Below are 18,848 nucleotides of genomic sequence, written 5' to 3'. Positions count from 1 at the left end.
TCTACTAAATATAGTCTATATCGTTAGATTATCTATTTATCGAAACATCATATAATCAATAAATAAAATAAAGACGCATAAGCGTCTTTATTCATAATAAACATCATATAAGTATAACCCACTAGCTGGAGCTTTAGTAATTGCTTTACCTTTTTTAGGATTATCTAATAACCACTTAAGGTGGTTAAGATCATATTTTTTAATTCCAATATTATATAAAGCCCCCACAATCATTCTCACCATAGATCTTAAGAATCCATTGCCTGTTACATAAATATAGATCTTATCGTTTTCAATCTTTAGATCAATCTTGTGAACTGTTCGATTACCTTTATCTTTATCAGCTGTTGAAAACGATCAATAGTTATGCGTTCCTTCCAGGATCGGTATTGCTTTTTTAATCAGATCAAAATCCAATTTAAAATTAACAATCCAAGCATGGTCATAAAATAAGGGATTGTTAGAACAATAATCAATTAAATAAAGATAGGTCTTAGATTTAGCGCTAAATCTAGCATGAAACTTACTATCAACATCTTTGATCCATCTGATGTATCATTGGTTAAGACCATAACGATTTAAAATTTCGCGAAGTTTTTCTAAACTAATCCGATCATCGATATAAAAACTAATATATTGATTGATCGCATGTACTCCTTTATCTGTTCTTCCGCTTGCATTAACATTAATCTTTTGTTCATAGATTCATTCTAATGCGTCTTGTAGTTTGGATTGAACACTCACATAATCTTTTTGAATTGCATAACCATGAAACTTAGTTCCGTGGTATGTAATATTCATTAGTACATTACGATTTAAATTGCCCAACGTTTGCTCCCAAACCAATTACCATTCATTCAGGTGATCCAAATACTCCAAAGAAGATTCTAGAAGAAGCTACAAAAATAAAGAATCCCAAGATAATCATTAAGATCGTATAAACAAATAGATCTAAAGCATGAACTTTAAAGATTCGGTATCTTGTTCTAGCAAATCTAGGGTTGTAGCTTCTTGCGTCCATAGCGTTAGCTAACTCACCTGCGTTTCTAAACGCGATCGATACCATCGGGATAATTAATGATATTAAAGAACGCAATCGTTCAATAAAATTACCATTCTTGAAATCAATTCCTCTAGATGCTTGTGCATTTAGAATTCTTTGAGATTCTAATAACAATGAAGGCACGAATCTAATCGAGATACTAATCGTCATTGCTAAAGAATTCACTGGCACTTTTAATAACTTTAAAGGTGACAGTAATTGTTCAATCCCGAATGTTAATTCAATTGATGTACTTGATGATGTTAATATTGTAGCCAATAAAACCATCATAAAGATCTTTAATACGATCGATAAAGTAATAAATAAAGTTTTAAAACTTAAAGCGTATCAATTAAAGAAATATTCTGGTTTTAATACCAAACTATCGGGATTAAAACTGAATTGCACTAAGTCTGCACCCGCTACTTTAGGTACTGATATTTTAAAAAATTGTTGTACTTGTTCAAATGTTAAATCTGATCTTTTTTGTTGAACGATATTTAATACATCTCCAAAACTAATCATCATCTTAGTTTTGGAGTTAAAAATTGGGAATTGATTCTTGCTAAAGAAATCATAATCATAAAGATTAGCCACAATCTTATCTTCATAATTACCTATTAATAGGTAATTATGTTGATTTGAAACACTTGAGATATTTAAAAACCCTGGGTTACGATAAGTAAACCAGTTGATTAAAAACAAGAATAAAAACATTATTATTATTGTTTTTAATGTTGATCAGTAAATTTTAAAAGGTAATTTCGAAATCATAAAGATTGTCGAAATTATTGAAATTGTGATCAGTTGAAAAACTAATCCCGTTGGTAAGAAAACGATTATCACAAAAGCAATAAAAATCATCAATTTAATTGATGGGTTAGTTTTATGAACAATCGAGTTACTTAAGATATAACCATTAATTGCGTTCTTCATGTTTTTTTATTACTTCGTTTATTGCTTGAGCTAATTGTTTTATATTCCTTGGTTGGTAATCATACAGTTTTTTAAACAAAGGATTTTTTAATGACAAATCGTTAATTACCTGGATTACATTTGGTAGGGTTATTGAAGTTTTTAAGACTACTTCTGGGTCGGTAAAGATCTCATAAGGTTTACCTGATGTTAAGATCTTACCTTCATTTAATAAGATGATTTCGTCTGCTATCTCAAGAACTTTTTCCATTTGGTGGGTAATCACGATCACGGTTTTGTTTTCTCTTTTGGATTCAAGAATCAAATCAACCATCTCGCTTTCACCCTTTGGATCTAGTCCTGCAGTTGGTTCGTCAAAGATAATGATCTCAGATTGAATAGCAAGAATTCCAGCAATTGCCACCCGTCTTTTTTGTCCTCCGGATAGTTCAAACGGACTAACATCTAAATAAGAAGAATCCAATCCCATTCGGTTAAGATAAAACTTAGCAAGTTTAGCAGCTTCTTCTTTACTAACCCCTAATGCGATCGGACCAAACATAATATCTTTTTGGATCGTATCTTTAAATAATTGGTATTCTGGAAACTGGAATACCATTGAGATAATCTTTCTTAAGCGTTTAAAATTTTTAATCTTTTTAGTAGCTGGGGAAATAACAATGTCATTGTTATTCTTAAAATCACGAATTGATAAAGATCCGTATTTAGATACCAACAACCCATTAAAGTGCGTCACTAAAGTTGATTTACCACTTCCAGAGTTACCAATAATACAGTAAATTTTGTTTTTTTCAAAAGTAAAATCAATCCCGTTTAACGCTCAGAATTCTTCGGGAGTACCTTCATCAAAAACACACTTTAGTCCTTGAGCTTTTAAAACTTCATTATCTACTAAAGGAGTAATTTCTTGTCTTAATCTTTTTGATCTACTCTTGAACATATATTATCGATTAACTCGTTATATTTTAATGTAGTTTGTATTTTATTATCAAGTTCGTTTAATTGCATTGCTAAATCTAAACTAAAGGGAATATCTAGATTGATCTCTTTTAAGAATTGTTTATCCTTAAAGATTTCATGCGGATTACCTTGTTTGATCAGGTTACCATGATCCATAACCAAAACACGATCACAATTAACCACTTCTTCCATATCATGAGTAATTGAAATAACAGTCTTTCCTTGGTTACGTAGTTGTAACATGAAATTCTTAATATCTTTCTTACCTTTAGGATCTAACATTGATGTCGATTCATCAAATAAGATAATACTAGGATTAATTGCTAATACTGAAGCGATTGCTACTCTTTGTTTTTGTCCACCAGATAATTTATGTGGTTCAAACTTTAAGATTTCTTTAATACCTACTTGATCAGCTACAGAATCAATAATTCTTTTAATCTCACTTCTAGGAATCTTACGATTTTCAAGACCAAAAGCAATATCATCTTCTGCTGTAATCCCGATAAATTGGTTATCGGGATTTTGAAATATAATCCCAACATTATCACGTAAGAACTTAATGTTATCTCGTGAAATTGCATAACCAAATAAATAGATAGTTCCTGATTGTGGTTTTAAGATCCCAGTAAGTAGTTTTGACATTGTCGATTTACCAGAACCATTATGACCAACTATACAAACGTATTCTTTTTCATAGATCTCATAAGATACGTTTTTTAGAACTTGTTTTTTGGTATTGTATGAAAACGATACGTTTTCAAATTTAATTACGCAATTTTTCTTATCCATTTATCTATATTATATAAGTTAATCTAAATTAATGGTTCTTGATCCATTTCTTTAGGAATCTCTACACCGATATATTTAAGGATTGTTGGAGCCACATTAGCTAAAATCCCTGGTTTGATAAACTTAACTGATTTATCAGTAACACTAAACGGAACAACGTTAGTTGTGTGTTTAGTAACTTTTTGATTGTTTTCATCAATCATCTCTTCAGCATTACCATGATCAGCAGTAAAGAATATGGTTACATTATTCTTTTTAGCATCTTCTAGTAATCTACCGATCTGTTCATCTAATGCTTCTAGACCCTTAACGGTTGCTTCGTAATTACCAGTGTGACCAACCATATCAGGGTTAGCAAAATTAAGGATTGTTACATCGTAATTTAGATAAACTTTAAGCAGTTCATCAACAATAGCTTTAGCTGACATCTCAGGTGCTAAATCATAAGTTTTAACATCTTTTCTAGATGGCACTAAAACTTTATCTTCGTTTTTATAATCAATTTCAACACCACCATCAAAAAAGAAGGTAACGTGAGCATATTTTTCAGTTTCAGCAATTCTTAATTGCTTCTTATTAGCATTAGCTAATACTTCACCTAAGGTGTTCTTTTCGATCTTTGGAGGATAACAGATAGCTGAAGGATTAATACCTTCGTATTGCATCATTGTTACAAAGTAAAGATTTTTTCTTCTTAGTTTTGGATTTTGATCATAATAATCAGAACCATAAATATAGTGACTTAATTGTCTAGCACGATCAGGTCTGAAGTTTGCAAAACAAACTGCATCATTATCTTGAATCGTAATATCTTCTTTTTTGTAGTTTTGATTATATCCAGGAACAATGAATTCATCAGTAATATTCTCATCGTATGATTGTTTAACATACTCACGAATACAATCATAAGCTTTACCAGAATTAGATAATAAGTTATCGTATGCTAATTCAATACGATCCCATCTTTGATCACGATCCATTGCATAGAATCTACCAGCAACTGTCCCGATCTTAGTGTTAGTAGCGCGAGTTTTTTGAATCAATTCATCTAAGTAAGATTCTAAACTTGTAGGCGGAACATCTCTTCCGTCACCAAATACATGTAAAACAGCTGACACATTATTCTTGTGAGCTAATTCCATAATTGCATAGATGTGATTAATATGAGCATGTACTCCACCTGGAGATACTAATCCTAGGATGTGTAGTTTAGAATTATTTTTCTTAGCGTGATCAATCGCGTTTAATAACGCAGAGTTTTCATAAAACTTCTTAGTTTTAATCTCGTTGTTAATTAAAGATAAACCGGTGTAGATAATTCTTCCAGCACCAATATTTAAATGACCAACTTCTGAGTTACCAATCTGATTAGCAGGTAATCCAACATCTTCACCACTAGCTCCTAGCATAACTGTGGGATTATCATTAATTAAACTATCTAAATGTGGGGTTTTAGCGTTTTTAACAGCATTACCATGGGTATTTGAACTAATTCCATACCCATCTAGAATCATTAACAGAGCTTTTTTCATAGTAATTATTTTGCCTCGATTAATTTAAGGAATTTATTAGGATCTAATGAAGCTCCACCCACTAGCGCTCCATTGATATCTTTTTGAGATAAAAGTTCTGAAATATTATCAGGATTTACTGATCCACCATAAAGAATTGGTACTCTTGATGCTATTTCAGTTGATGAGATTTCTGCTAAAACTTTTCTTACGTATAAGATTGCTTCTTGGGCAGTTTGACTTGAAGCGGTCTTACCAGTTCCAATCGCTCATACTGGTTCGTAAGCAATAATTAAATTATCAAAAAGTTCATTTGGAATATCTTTAAGATCTTTTTGTAATTGTTCTTTTAAAACATCATTAGTTTTATTAGCTTCGTATTGTTCTAATGTTTCGCCAATACATAGGATTGGTGTCATTTTGTTTTCTAATAAAACCTTAACTTTTTGGTTAATTAATTCGTCTGTTTCACCAAATAAAGTTCTTCTTTCAGAATGACCAATGATTACATGAGTAATTTGCATGTCTTTTAGTTGATCATAGCTAACAGTTCCTGTATTAGCTTTATCTTTAATATAATTAGCATCTTGAGCTAAGATTAAACATTCAGGCTTTTTAATGCGATTAGCTAAATCTAAATGAACAAAAACAGGAGCCACACCGAAAGTTGTGTTGCTATATTTTGTTAAATCATTCACATTTAAAACATCAAAGAATTCATTAACTTCTTTTGTGTTTTTAAATGTCTTTCAGTTACCAAATATGTATTTTTTCATCTCGTTTTATTTCTATTATTAAATTCCTAATTATTGATCTTTTTATAAAAGACCTATGAAGCGTTTAAGTGTTTTAGTAATTGCTTCAGCTTCTAACTTAAGATTCTTAAGCGAACTTCCATAAAAATTATAATAAAATTTAAATTTTGGTTCAGTGCCAGAAAGTCTGAATCTGATTCAAGAATCATTTTCCAAGATTCAATCTAAACAATCACCATTTTCATTTCATTTGATTTCAATAATCTTTCTGTTGTTAATTGTTTGATCTTTGTAATTACCAAGCAGTTTCATATAGTTGACTGCTTTTTGTTTTCAATCCAAACCTGAAATTTTATTGGTTATTGTTTCATTATGAATAAATCCAAATTGTGGATAGATTTCTCTTTCTAAGAAATCAACCATAGTAATTTTACGTTTTAGACATTCATTATGAATTTCAAGCGCTAAAGCAGCCGCTTGAAAACTATCTTTATCTAAGGTGATCGTTGATGTTAATGAACCGATTGCTTCCTCAAAACCAACGATGAAATCTTCTTGATCTTTATGGTCGTTAATTTTATTACCGATTCATTTAAAACCAGTTCCAACACGATAAACAACGCCGTTATATTTCTTAATAATACGATCAATTAAGTTAGTTGATACATATGATGATACAACATAAGGAGTTTTATTAAGTTTTTTGTGTTTTAAGATGTAGTAACAAAAGATGATTCCCATCTCATTACCATTAAGATATCTAAACTCGTTGTTATGTCTAACAGCCACTGCTAAGCGATCAGCATCAGGGTCAGTAGCCAGCATAATATCAGCATTATAATGATCTGCGTATTGTAATGCTAGATCTCAAGATTCTCTAGCTTCAGGGTTAGGCGATTTAGTAAAGCTAAAGTTTTCATCATACTTACATTGTTCTTTAACAGGAATAACATTGTAATTAAATCTTCTTAACATCTCAGGCAATCAATAAGAAGATGCCCCGTGTTGTGCGCTAAAGATTACTTTAAAGTCCTTAACTTCTTTTTGATCTGTCTTGTATAAATTTTGATAAACATCAGCAAAGTAAGCATCATAAACTTCATCAGATATAAACTTAACTAAGCGGTCATTAGGCTCATATTCCAAGTTTAGGATTTCGTAGCTTTGTGGCATGAAATCAATAACTTTTTGCCCATCTTCTTTTAATAACTGAGCACCTTTTTCATTATATGCTTTAAACCCATTATCAGTCTTAGGGTTATGTGATGCTGTAACATTAATCCCACCATCAGCATTACATCTAGGAATTGCGTAAGACAATAATGGTGTTGAAGTAATTTTATTGTTATCAAATAAATATACTTGAATCCCCATTGATGTTAATACATCTGTAATTATCTTAGTAAAATGTACGCCGTTTTTACGGTTATCATGTGCAATCACACATCTTGGTGAGTAACCGAATTTATCAATTAAAAAACGACCATAACCAAACGCCATTTGTGCGTAAGTAAAGTCGTTTAAATATTGGAATCCTGGACCCATTTTTTGTCTTATTCCAGCAGTTCCGAATGCTAGTGGTTTATCATCAAAAGCGTATGCTAATTCTTCATTAGACATCGCTTTAATTTGTTCTTTTAATTCATCGCTCACTTTTGGATGATGTAATCAATATTTAACACTGTTCATAATATTTATCTTATCTTTAATCTTATTATTAATTATTTAGCATTTAGTGCTTTGTAATTAAATCCTAATGGAATTAATTGTTTGAATTGGTATGTCTTACTGGTTTGATCTTTGAAATAAATTGTTACTAAAGTATCGTCATCACTGAATTCTCATAATGCCTGGCGACACATTCCACAAGGTGAAGAATTCTTATCCATCGAATCTGTCATCAAATGAATATGTTTAATTAATGGAATATTATTTGAATTAGTCACCATGCAACCGATTGCGTTTCTTTCTGCGCATAAACTTACTGGGTAAGAAGCTGACTCAACATTAACACCTTTGTATTCTTGATCATTACTATCAACCAATATACAAGCTACGCGAAAATTAGAATAAACACAATAAGCTTTATCTAATAGCTCTAATAGTTCTTTATGTTTCATATTTTATTGTACTTAACGCTTTATCAATAATCACTTGATCGATTGGTTTAGACGAATACAATGTCATGATTGTTTCATCTTTTTTAAGATGATCATTAGATTTTTTATGTAAATAAATACCTGCTTGAAAATCAATTGGTTGATTTTTAAGTTTTCTTCCTGCTCCTAGTTCTAATGAAACTAATGCTAGATCAACTGGTGATGTATAAACTATTTTAGCTTCTTGTTTGGCTTTAATCTCGTATTGGTATTTCGGATTAAAATAACGATCTTCACTAACAGCTAACCAATCCCCTTTTTGAGATTTGATTCAAGCAATAAATTTATCAAATGGTTTAGTAGTATTTAATAATTCATTAAGCGCTTGTAGAGCTTGATTTTTGTTATCAAACTTTTTGGTTTCAACAAGGATTTCAGATAACAAATTATCCATTAAGATCTTAAAAGAATTCTTGTTATCTAATTCATTCTTAAGATAAGCAACTGCTTCTTTGATCTCGATCGCATTACCAATACTATTACCTAAAACTTCATTCATATCATTCAATTCACAAACTAAATGACGGTTAAAGCGTTTAGCTAATACAAGCATTCTTCGCTTAAGTTCATTAGCCTGTTCAATTGTTTGACAAAACGCACCAGCACCATATTTGATATCAATGAAGATGTAATCTGAATTGATAGCAAATTTCTTAGAAATAATTGATGAAGCAATAAGATCCAAACAATCAGTTGTTGAAGTAACATCCCTAATTGCATATAAGATCTTATCTGCTAAAACTAAATCATCAGTTTGGGAAATGATAAACATATCATTTTCATCAAGGATCTTTTTAGCTTCATCAATGCTAATCGAACAATCAACACCAATTGATTCTAGTTTATCAATCGTGCCACCAGTATGAGCTAAACCACGACCTGACATCTTAGAGATCTTAAAACCAAATGAAGCTAATACAGGCGCTAGAGCAATTGATACTTTATCCCCGACACCACCTGTCGAGTGTTTATCAATTGATTTTTTTTCTTTGGTATCAAAACTTAATGTTTTACCTGATTTGATCATGAAATCAGTTAAATAATAAAGTTCATCTTCATTTAGACCATTGAATCAGATTGCCATTAACAATGCGCTAATCTGATAATCAGGAATTGTTTTATCAACAGTTTTGTTGATAAAAAAACCTATTTCTTCTTTGGTTAAAACTTTTTTATTTTTTTTCTTATCAATTATTTCAACAATATTCATAGCTTTATTTATTAGATAAATCAAGCGTTTCTAATTCTTGCATTAATTTAACTGAACGTGAAGTACCAATTCGATCAGCACCTTCTTTCACGAATTCAATAAGATCCTTAGCACTTGAAATCCCACCACTTGCTTTAATCAAGATTTTATCTTGACCTGTTTGTTTCATGATTTTAATGTCATTTAAACTAGCTCCACGAGTTGAAAACCCTGTAGATGTTTTAATAAAATCAGCACCGGCATCAATACAAGCTAAAGTAGCTTTTTTAATCTGATCTTCAGTTAGCAACGCGGTTTCGACAATCACTTTTAAGATCTTATCACCACAAGCTTTCTTAACTTTTCTGATCTCATCAATAACACAAGCACAGTTATTAATCAATTCTGGGATATTAATCACCATATCAATCTCATCAGCACCCGCTTTAATTGATGTTTTAGTTTCATAAACTTTTTGTTCAGTAAAAGTTTGACCTAATGGAAAACCAACAACTGTACATACTTTTACAGAAGATTTTTCTAGGATTTTTTTAGCAGTTTTAATATAAGCTGGATTAACACAAACACTAAAAAAATTATATTGCATAGCTTCATGACAAAGATTTTGAATCTCTTCATAATTAGCGTTAGCTTTTAATAATGTATGGTCAATTAACTGATTAAATTTAAATATACTCATAGTTTTTTAATTTATAGATCTAACCGATCTTAAGTTGGTAATAATATGATTAAGTATTGATATAACCTTATAGTTTAATAGCCACATTTAGCGCTAATTCAATCATGTCATTGAATGATGTTTGACGTTTTTCTGGACTCATTTCTTCATGTGTTATTAATGAATCTGAAACTGTTAATATTGTCATTGAATGTTTCTTTGCTTTAATTGCGTTCGCATTTAAAGCAAATCCTTCCATTTCAACAGCTATTGCATTTCATTGTTCATTTGCTTGTTTAGGAGTGTAGATTGATTGATAAAAAGCATCTTCACAGATTACTAAACCTTCGTGGTATTTAATATTTAATTCTTTAGCAGTTTGTCTTGATACATCTAATAATTTTTGTGAAGGGTAATTAGTTTTATTCTTAACATCAACACCAATAAGCATAGAATAAGGTGATTCACTAAATGCTTCAGATTCAAGAATCACATCACCTAAATTGATGTTATCAACTAAAGCACCGCAAGAACCAACCCGAATAATGTTCTCAACATCATAAACATTATAAAGTTCATGCGAATAAATCCCAATTGAAGGATTACCCATTCCGTGACCCATTACAGTAATTTCTTTGCCTTTGTATTTACCAGTAAAAGCAAACATGTTTCTTACTTCATTAACTAATTTAGGATTTTCTAGAAATGTTTCAGCAATCCATTTAGCACGCAACGGATCTCCTGGCATTAAAACTGTTTTAGCAATTTCTTCTTTTTTTGCTTTGATGTGTGGAGTCATTTTATTCTTACCTTTCTTGAAATATCTATATCTTTATATCTTAAAACTAATAAAACATAATAACTAAAAAATTTTTATTATCGTAATCCTTTATCGAAATGATTACCCACGTTTTTAGGTCCTATTGAGAACTTACCAAATACCAACATAGTAGCCAATGTTAAAGCATAAGGAATAATTCTTAATAAATATTTATTTGCATCATTTACATCACTTGTTGATGTTGAATAAATTAATAAAGCGCTAAATATTAAACCAATTGCTGTAATCGGGAAAAGTTTTCAACCACTAACAATCAGGATTGCTAAAGCAATAAATCCTACACCATCAACATCCCCAGCAAACGCTCTACCAGATTGGTAATAACCATATAAAGCACCACCAGAACCAGCAACAATACTAGCAAAAATAATTCCCATTCATTGGTATTTAGTAACATTGATTCCTTGTGAATCAACTGCGTTAGGATTCTCACCCACAGCTCGATATCTTAAACCAATTTTAGAAAAATTCATTACCACATATAAGATAATGAAAAACGCAATAAATAGAACAAAAACGATAATTGCTTGATCACTAACGCTATTAGCTCTTAATGTTCTACTATAAGCATTATCTAGACTTGGTTTAGCAAATAATGCTGATGATCGGTCTGATAAGATCTGACCGATCCCTGTAGCTAATAAGTTAATTCCTGTACCCGCTATTACATGGTCTGCTTTAAGTTTTATTGTGGCAAAACCAAATAAGATTCCCACAGGAATTGATAATAGTGCTGATAATAATATTGACGCTATAAATGTTCAGTTATATCCATCACTAGTTATAGAATTATTAGCTTTTAAAAAGATGTTTGAAAAAATAACAAAGAACGTTGCACCAAATGTCATCGTACCGTTAATAGCAATATTAACAATACCAACGCGTTCAGATAAATACCCACCAAAAACACCAAGGATTAAAGCAGGAGCTAGAATTAGTCATTGATCTAATTGTGTTGTTGAAAACATTATCTAACCTCCTTATTCGTATTTATCGTACTGATTTTTTCATTAATCAATTTAACATGTTTATCAACTTGTGATTTTAATCCGTCATCTAATCCGATAACTAGTTTTTGAATTCGTTTTTCATAACTTTTCCAACTGTCAATCTTTTTCAAAAACTTATCATTTTTAGATTCTTCGTAATCTTTAATCGCTCTTTCTGTATCTAGAATCGTATTAAAAACACAAGCGTGATAAAACTCATTAATATTACCAATACGATCATTAATATATTTTTCTTTGTATTTAATGATCTCGTCTTTGTATTGCTTTAAGAATAAGATCTTAATACCAACAATTGAAGACATTAAGAAAATCTGTAACTTGTTCTTATATTTCTTGTTAAGTTCATTTCTTAATTCTTTTTTTAATTTCTTGACTTTAAAACGATAGTTCTCAGATAAAGCCGCCATATTATTCTCAAGATTTTGGTAATAGGTGATATTATCTCCGCCATAAATCTTCATAATAATCCATCTTCATGGTTTTAAGTAATTAATCAACCCGAAGATTGATATCATATACATTAAAACTCCAAGTGATAATGGCAGCGTTTGAGGGTCTGGTAGGTTAGCTGGACCTTGACCTACTGAGATTAATGAAAATAGAGCTGAAACAATAACAATTCCCCAAGGGTTGTTAAGTGCGATTAGTGAAATCGCAATCCCGTTGAATCCTTCTGGAGGAACTGAAGTTAAACCAAATTTACCAACTGAACTAAAATCAATAGCTTGAGAAGCTTGGCCAGTATATACAGCTACTCCTAGTATTCCTGCAATTGCTCCAGATATAGCAAATGAAGATAGTTGTAATAAGTTTTTATTATAACCAAAATACTCAGCCGAAGTACTTGATAAACCCGTAGTTTTAATCTTGTGACCGAATACAGTAAATCTTAATAAGATTCAAATAACAACAACAGCTACAGCAGTTACTGAAATCGTTCAAATTCATCCAGTGTTACTTGTAAATGGACTAGATCCATTAACAACATAGAATGAATATTCATCCGGAAATTTTATTGAAGTAAAACTACCATTTATTTTTTGGCTATTATCAATAAAATGGTTGTTAATAATCGAACCAACTATTAATAAGATAATTCAATTAAGTAGGATTGCAGATACTACTTCATTGATCTTTAGGTATATTTTAAATATACCTGTAAGAACAGAAACAAATGCTGCCACAAACATTGATAAAACAATCGTAATTAATTGTCCACCATATGCTGGAGCAAACCCTGCTTTGTTTAGGTAATGAGTAATTATAAAAGCAAAAGAAGCGCCTGCTAACATCTGCCCTGAAATCCCAATGTTAAAGATCTTTACTTGCATAGCAAATCCAAAAGATAGTCCAGCTAATGTAAAGATCCCGATATTAGTTATAAAATCCTGTTGTTCTTTTTGTCCTCTTAGTCCGTTGTTAAACAACGCTCAGAAAGCATTAGAATTAACCCCTGTTGATATCAAGATTACAAAGATTAACATTAAAGCGGTAATAATTAAGATAATAACGCTTAATATTCTTCTTCTAGTTAGTTTGTTTTCTTTTCGATAAAAAAGACGATCAAAACCAATCAAAAATCCCGGGTATTTTTTAAATAGATTCATTGATAGCTTCTCCTGCTAATAATTGACCGATTTTAGATCTAGTCATTTCTTCTTTCGATCCAACACCTATAAAGCTATTACGGTTGATAACTGCAATCGTATCAGCTAACGCCATGATTTCATCAAGTTCGTATGATACTAATAAGATTGCTTTACCTCGTTTTTTAGCTTCAATAATTTGCCCATGAATATATTCAATAGCACCAACATCAAGACCTCTTGTAGGTTGAGCTAGAATTAACAATTCATGCTTCTTAGTCATTTCACGACCAATAATTAATTTTTGTTGGTTACCACCAGATAATGCTCTTGTGTTAGCTGTACCATTAGCAGTACCTCTTACATCGAATTTATCAATAATATCTTGCGCGTAAGTGGCTATTTCAAATGGAACAATTAGACCATTAGCTGAAAACGGTTTTTTATCAATTAAGTTGTTTACTGAATTGATTCGAACACTTTGATCTAAGGTTAATCCGTGTTTATGTCGATCTTCAGGAACAAATGAGATTCCTAAATTAACCCTTTTTTTAAGCGACATTTTAGAGATATCTACTAATTTATCATTGTCTCTAAAAAAGATCTTTTTAGCTTCAGTTTTCTTAAGTCCTGAGATGATTTCAATCAACTTAGATTGACCATTACCCTCAACACCAGCAATCGCAAAGATTTCACCTTTTTTAATCTCGAAGCTAATATTACTTTTTAGATTTGATGACTGAGATAATTTCTTAACAACTTCTTTAGCTTTAGTTAATCCTTTGGTAACAGTTGTCTTAACAAAATTAGAAGACTTATTAAGTAATTCATCATATTTTTCTTCAGCTGTTTTACTATTAAGATTTAGATCTTTAACACTTAAAACAACTTCATCATTAGTTACTGGTAAATTGTTAATTGAAGGAGTAATTGTTCTACCTACCATCAATTCAGCCATCTCTTCAATTGATGTTGTTTTAACATCTACTGAACCGATATACTGACCTTTTCTTATTACAGTAGCTGAATCAGCTACCGCTTTAATTTCATGTAGTTTATGAGTAATAATAAGGATTGTTTTATTTTTAGATTTAAATTCCCTTAAGATATCTAGAAAACTTTCAATCTCGTTATCTGATAATACAGCAGTAGGTTCGTCAAAAATTAAAAGATCTGCATCCCGATAAAGAACTTTTAGGATTTCAACTTTTTGTTGTTCACCAACAGTTAAAGAAGAAACCTTTGCATTTAAGTCGATCTTAAAGTTATATTCTTTAATTAGGCTTTCTAATTTTTTAACGCATTGTTTGTAACGAATGATTCCAAATTTAGTTGTTTCAGTTCCTAGAATAATATTATCGATAACTTTAAAGTTATCGATCAACTTAAAGTGTTGATGAACCATTCCGATTCTTGATTTAGAAGCATCTTTTGAGGATTTAAAATTAACCTCTCGATCTCATATAAATATCTGTCCTTTATCTTGTTTGTATAAACCAAACAAGATTGACATCAATGTTGATTTACCTGCTCCGTTTTCGCCTATGATAGCGTGTATCTCATTCTTCTTAACGTTTAGATTAATACCAACATTAGCTTTAATCTGCCCGTTATTGAAGGATTTATGGATATCGACCATTCTTAGAGCGTATCCTTGTGTATCCAAACAATTATCCTCCTTTTCTGTGCTTATTTTACTAATAAAAAGAAAAAATAACTATGTAGATAGCTATCTAGGTTGAAATATTGAAAAGAAAAAATAGTTATTTTTTATAATCATTCATTCTTATTGAGAAATATAATGAAGTCTTTCTTAAGAAATAACTAATTATTTAATCAAAGAATCCTTATTTCTTTTCTTTTATTAGTTTTTTATTCTCAAAAGCACTCTTTAAGCTAAATGTATCTGCATAATCAATAGACGAATTATAAGGTAATCCCATTCCTAAACGATAAATTGATAGATCATAGTTAGCTAACAATAATTGAATATAGTTAGCTGTTGTTTGTCCGTCTTGAGTAAAGTTAGTAGCAATTACCACTTTTTTAATATTTTCTTTTTCAATTCTTTCTAGTAATAAGTCAAAGTTAATTTCTTGAATTATCTTTTTGTTCTTACTAGATATTTCATGATTAAGAATAAAGTATTTACCGTTATATGCTTGCGCTTCTTCGATAATGTTCAAATCATCAAAAAAACTTATGATACATAATTCATCTTGATTTCTTAAATCATCAGAACAAATGCTACATATAGAATCATTTGATCAAGCTTGACATAATCGACATATTTTTATTGACAATTTAGCACGCTTCATCGCATCGATTAAATCATATACATAACGATCTGATTTCATCATTAGGTGTTGAACAATTTTTTTTGCGTGCTTGGAACTAATCTTAGGTAAATCGCTGATTTGTTCTATTAGATTATTAAACTCATTCAGATTTAAATCTGACGCCATATTATTTATTAGTATTTAATTATTAAATTATCTAAAACCAGGGAAGTTGATTGGAGGAGTAATTGTATTAGTTAATTCGTCTTTTTTCTTTTCCAAATCAGTTATCGCTTCATTTATTGCTTCAGCAACCATTTCTTGTAAAGTGGCTGGATCTTCTGGATCAATTAAGTCTTTATTAATTTCAATCTTAACGATTTTAAGATTACCTTTGATTACTGACTTTATTAGTTTTTTGTATTCGTATTCGTATTCTTTTTCCTCAAATTCTGCAATCTTCTTTTCCATTTCGCGTTGCATTTTTTTCATTTGGTTAGCTAAATTTTGAAAATTCATAATTTTTACCTTTAATTAATATTTAATTGAAATTATTCTGGTTTTCTCAATTTGTCATAGATGTTTTCTACGATATTTCTTTGTTTTTTAATTCTTCTTAAAATATCAACATCTAATGATTCATACAAATTATTATAATAATTTATTTTATCGGAATCTTTTATTGTTTGTATTTCAGCGAAAATTTTATTTAATTTTTCCTTCGTAATAGCAAAGATATAAATCTCTTTTTTGAAGATGTGATTAATTGTTAAAACTCTGTTATTATCATAATCTTGTGAATTCAATATTTCAGCAACATTATCATCTTCAATAAGTAAGATGGCAGCTTTATCAGTAACCATAAATAAAGCGCTTTGATCAAGATATAGATCGATATTATCGTATAAATCGTTTTCTGAATTATCACCTTTTTTAAATTTATTTTGAGTTTCAATGAAATTAGTTTTTAATTCGCTATTTGACAGTTTTTTATTTTTAAATACTGACATCGCAACAGCTCGTAAATATTCATTAATTCGATTTTCATTAAACGCTTTAACTACTTCATCTTTTTGAGTATCTTTATTAAATTCAACTTCATCAGGATTAGTTTTTTTAGTTTTTATTAAAGTTGTTTTATCTAGATTTTCTTTAAGTAAATTATCATCAAATTTTTTCTCTTCAATTAAATTATTTGAATCATTATTTTCTTCTTTATTTTTAGTTTGTTTTTGTTCTACTTTTCTTAGTTGTTTTTCTTCAAATTTGCCGCTTTTTTCTTCTGTTTTTATAGTTTCATTACTATCATTTTTATCAAATAATTTAACATCTGTTTTATTGTTATTCTTTTTGGTTATATTTTGAGTTTCATAACCGTATTTTTCAAAATAACTCAAAGCCATTAACAATAAACTTTCTTTGATATTATTATGAGTTATTCTTGATGATAATAATTGGTTGATAGACTCAGATAACGATAAAACATTTAAATTACTTAAATTTAATTTATTAACTTGTTTTTCGTCTAAAGTTTTTAATAAAATTGGATTACTAGTTTTTTCATATACTAAAACATCAATTAGAATAGCTAATATATCTTGGATAAATAAAACAAAATTGATCCCTTTTGTTTCAGCATCATTTAATAAATCGATAATTCCTTGAACATTTTTTTCATTAAATAACTCTAAGAAAATTAACTTCATTTCAAGATTAATCAATCCAAAAGTTTCATCAATTTTATCAATAGTTATTTTATTGTTTTTATCAAACGATAATTGTTGCAAAATACTAAGCGAATCTCTAGCAGAACCTGAAGCTAAATCAGCAATTTTATTAATTGCTGAATCATCTATCTTAATATCTTCGTTTTTTACGACATTTTTTAATACATCAACAATATCTTTTTTATCAAGTTTTTTGAAATTGAAGCTCTGACAACGAGAAACTACTGTTAATGGTATTTTATGGAATTCAGTAGTAGCGAATATGAATGCTACATGCTTTGGAGGTTCTTCTAAAGTTTTTAACAAAGCGTTTCATGCACCATTACTTAGCATATGCGCTTCATCTAAAATATATACTTTCTTAGCAAGATTCATTGGTGCATAATTAATCGCATCAATAATTCTTCTAATTTCATCTACACCATTATTAGTAGCAGCATCTAATTCATAAACATCCTGAGCTTTATTTTCATTAATCAATGTACAAGCAGTACATTGATTACAAACATCACCATTTTTCTTATTTAAACAATTATAAGCTTTAGCTAATATCTTAGATATCGATGTTTTACCTATACCTCTTGTACCTTGAAAGATATAAGCAGTAGCTAATTGATCATTAGCACTAGCTTTTAATAATATATTTGTGACATGTGATTGCCCTATAATATTAGATAAATTATTTGGTCGATATTTTTGATAAAAATTAATCATATTAGTCTTGTTTTTCCTTCAGGTGTTTTTGAACTAATCAATAAGCGTTAAATAAACTAGATAAGTATGCTTCTTTTTTATTAAATAAGATTTCTTCAATTTCTTTTTGGGTTAATCATTTGTTTTTTGCTACTGCTTCAAAAATTGAACCATCAGTTAAAGGATCTTCTTGTTTTAATCCAGTTACATCAAAAACAAAACAGTGAACAATTTCATTCATTTGTGTTGAAGCTACAAATTCAATGTGATCATAGAAATTATTAGGATTTATATCAATACCACCCTCTTCTTTAGTTTCTCTAATAGCTGCTTCTAATGGCGTTTCGCCATGATCTATAGCTCCCGTTATTGGGCAAGGGTATAAATCATCTCATTTTGTTTTTACTTCAATTTCTGGCATAGGTTGATAATGAACTAAATACATTACTTCATTATCAACATATTTAAAACAAAGCGAAGCTATACTATTTATTGATTGTCTTTGTGCGTATACAAAACCCTTTTCAGTTTCATATAAACTTAAATACGTAGTGTGATAAAGTAATTTACTTTTCATTGTTTAACCCTAAAAACTTATTAAGCAAAAATTCTAGATAGCTATTAATTTACTTGATTTATGTTTTTATAAAAATCATAATCAATAAATCATTAAGTGAATCTATTCTAAT

At 29.7% G+C, this 18,848-nt stretch carries 18 protein-coding genes; all 18 read right to left on the bottom strand.

Annotated elements, in window-relative coordinates; genetic code table 4:
* Nucleotides 1-87: 87 nt before the first annotated feature.
* The 18 genes from truA to NMG68_RS00685 all read right to left on the bottom strand — a co-directional run bounded on the left by truA (nucleotide 88) and on the right by NMG68_RS00685 (nucleotide 18,736).
* On the bottom strand, nucleotides 88-801 hold the full coding sequence (gene truA, locus NMG68_RS00770; RefSeq protein ID WP_255034810.1) for a tRNA pseudouridine(38-40) synthase TruA: 714 nt from the start codon (nucleotides 799-801) through the stop codon (nucleotides 88-90).
* A 7-nt stretch (nucleotides 802-808) separates the two neighbouring features.
* Nucleotides 809-1,978 (bottom strand): energy-coupling factor transporter transmembrane component T, encoded by a 1,170-nt coding sequence (locus tag NMG68_RS00765; protein WP_255034809.1) that lies wholly within the window; start codon nucleotides 1,976-1,978, stop codon nucleotides 809-811.
* Entirely contained in the window at nucleotides 1,962-2,918 is a 957-nt protein-coding gene (locus NMG68_RS00760) for an ATP-binding cassette domain-containing protein (RefSeq protein ID WP_255034808.1), read from the bottom strand. Before NMG68_RS00760 ends, NMG68_RS00765 begins: the two co-directional genes overlap by 17 nt.
* Nucleotides 2,891-3,730 (bottom strand): energy-coupling factor transporter ATPase, encoded by an 840-nt coding sequence (locus NMG68_RS00755; protein WP_255034807.1) that lies wholly within the window; start codon nucleotides 3,728-3,730, stop codon nucleotides 2,891-2,893. Before NMG68_RS00755 ends, NMG68_RS00760 begins: the two co-directional genes overlap by 28 nt.
* A 23-nt stretch (nucleotides 3,731-3,753) precedes the next feature.
* Nucleotides 3,754-5,262 (bottom strand): 2,3-bisphosphoglycerate-independent phosphoglycerate mutase, encoded by a 1,509-nt coding sequence (gene gpmI, locus NMG68_RS00750; protein ID WP_255034806.1) that lies wholly within the window; start codon nucleotides 5,260-5,262, stop codon nucleotides 3,754-3,756.
* A gap of 5 nt (nucleotides 5,263-5,267) precedes the next feature.
* Nucleotides 5,268-6,017: a triose-phosphate isomerase gene (gene tpiA, locus NMG68_RS00745; protein ID WP_255034805.1), complete on the bottom strand. Its 750-nt coding sequence runs from the start codon at nucleotides 6,015-6,017 to the stop codon at nucleotides 5,268-5,270.
* 42 nt (nucleotides 6,018-6,059) lie between these two features.
* Nucleotides 6,060-7,685, bottom strand: a complete 1,626-nt coding sequence (locus NMG68_RS00740) for a phospho-sugar mutase (protein WP_255034804.1) — start codon at nucleotides 7,683-7,685, stop codon at nucleotides 6,060-6,062.
* A gap of 32 nt (nucleotides 7,686-7,717) precedes the next feature.
* The gene (gene cdd / locus NMG68_RS00735; RefSeq protein WP_255034803.1) at nucleotides 7,718-8,116 is read right to left on the bottom strand and encodes a cytidine deaminase; all 399 of its coding nucleotides are present in this window, start codon (nucleotides 8,114-8,116) and stop codon (nucleotides 7,718-7,720) included.
* On the bottom strand, nucleotides 8,106-9,365 hold the full coding sequence (locus NMG68_RS00730) for a thymidine phosphorylase (RefSeq protein WP_255034802.1): 1,260 nt from the start codon (nucleotides 9,363-9,365) through the stop codon (nucleotides 8,106-8,108). Before NMG68_RS00730 ends, cdd begins: the two co-directional genes overlap by 11 nt.
* 4 nt (nucleotides 9,366-9,369) lie before the next feature.
* Nucleotides 9,370-10,044, bottom strand: a complete 675-nt coding sequence (gene deoC / locus NMG68_RS00725; RefSeq protein ID WP_255034801.1) for a deoxyribose-phosphate aldolase — start codon at nucleotides 10,042-10,044, stop codon at nucleotides 9,370-9,372.
* A gap of 67 nt (nucleotides 10,045-10,111) precedes the next feature.
* Nucleotides 10,112-10,822, bottom strand: coding sequence for a purine-nucleoside phosphorylase (deoD, locus tag NMG68_RS00720; RefSeq protein ID WP_255034800.1), 711 nt, complete (start codon nucleotides 10,820-10,822; stop codon nucleotides 10,112-10,114).
* 77 nt (nucleotides 10,823-10,899) lie between these two features.
* Entirely contained in the window at nucleotides 10,900-11,832 is a 933-nt protein-coding gene (locus NMG68_RS00715) for an ABC transporter permease (protein WP_255034799.1), read from the bottom strand.
* Nucleotides 11,832-13,481: an ABC transporter permease gene (locus NMG68_RS00710; protein WP_255034798.1), complete on the bottom strand. Its 1,650-nt coding sequence runs from the start codon at nucleotides 13,479-13,481 to the stop codon at nucleotides 11,832-11,834. Before NMG68_RS00710 ends, NMG68_RS00715 begins: the two co-directional genes overlap by 1 nt.
* Nucleotides 13,468-15,099, bottom strand: a complete 1,632-nt coding sequence (locus NMG68_RS00705; protein WP_303623044.1) for an ABC transporter ATP-binding protein — start codon at nucleotides 15,097-15,099, stop codon at nucleotides 13,468-13,470. Before NMG68_RS00705 ends, NMG68_RS00710 begins: the two co-directional genes overlap by 14 nt.
* A gap of 208 nt (nucleotides 15,100-15,307) precedes the next feature.
* Nucleotides 15,308-15,925 carry a toprim domain-containing protein gene (locus NMG68_RS00700; RefSeq protein WP_255034796.1) on the bottom strand — a complete coding sequence of 206 codons (618 nt, stop codon included), beginning with the start codon at nucleotides 15,923-15,925 and terminating at the stop codon, nucleotides 15,308-15,310.
* A 27-nt stretch (nucleotides 15,926-15,952) separates the two neighbouring features.
* Nucleotides 15,953-16,258, bottom strand: coding sequence for a YbaB/EbfC family nucleoid-associated protein (locus tag NMG68_RS00695; protein WP_255034795.1), 306 nt, complete (start codon nucleotides 16,256-16,258; stop codon nucleotides 15,953-15,955).
* Between the two features lie 32 nt (nucleotides 16,259-16,290).
* On the bottom strand, nucleotides 16,291-18,180 hold the full coding sequence (gene dnaX / locus NMG68_RS00690; RefSeq protein ID WP_255034794.1) for a DNA polymerase III subunit gamma/tau: 1,890 nt from the start codon (nucleotides 18,178-18,180) through the stop codon (nucleotides 16,291-16,293).
* A gap of 1 nt (nucleotide 18,181) precedes the next feature.
* A complete protein-coding gene (locus NMG68_RS00685) occupies nucleotides 18,182-18,736 on the bottom strand; it encodes an NUDIX hydrolase (protein WP_255034793.1) in 555 nt (184 codons plus the stop codon).
* Nucleotides 18,737-18,848 lie beyond the last annotated feature (112 nt).

The organism is Mycoplasma bradburyae (assembly GCF_024338845.1).
In the GTDB taxonomy this organism is placed as follows: Bacteria; Bacillota_I; Bacilli_A; order Mycoplasmatales; family Mycoplasmoidaceae; genus Mycoplasmoides; species Mycoplasmoides bradburyae.
This window is presented reverse-complemented; position numbering and strand designations above follow the sequence as displayed.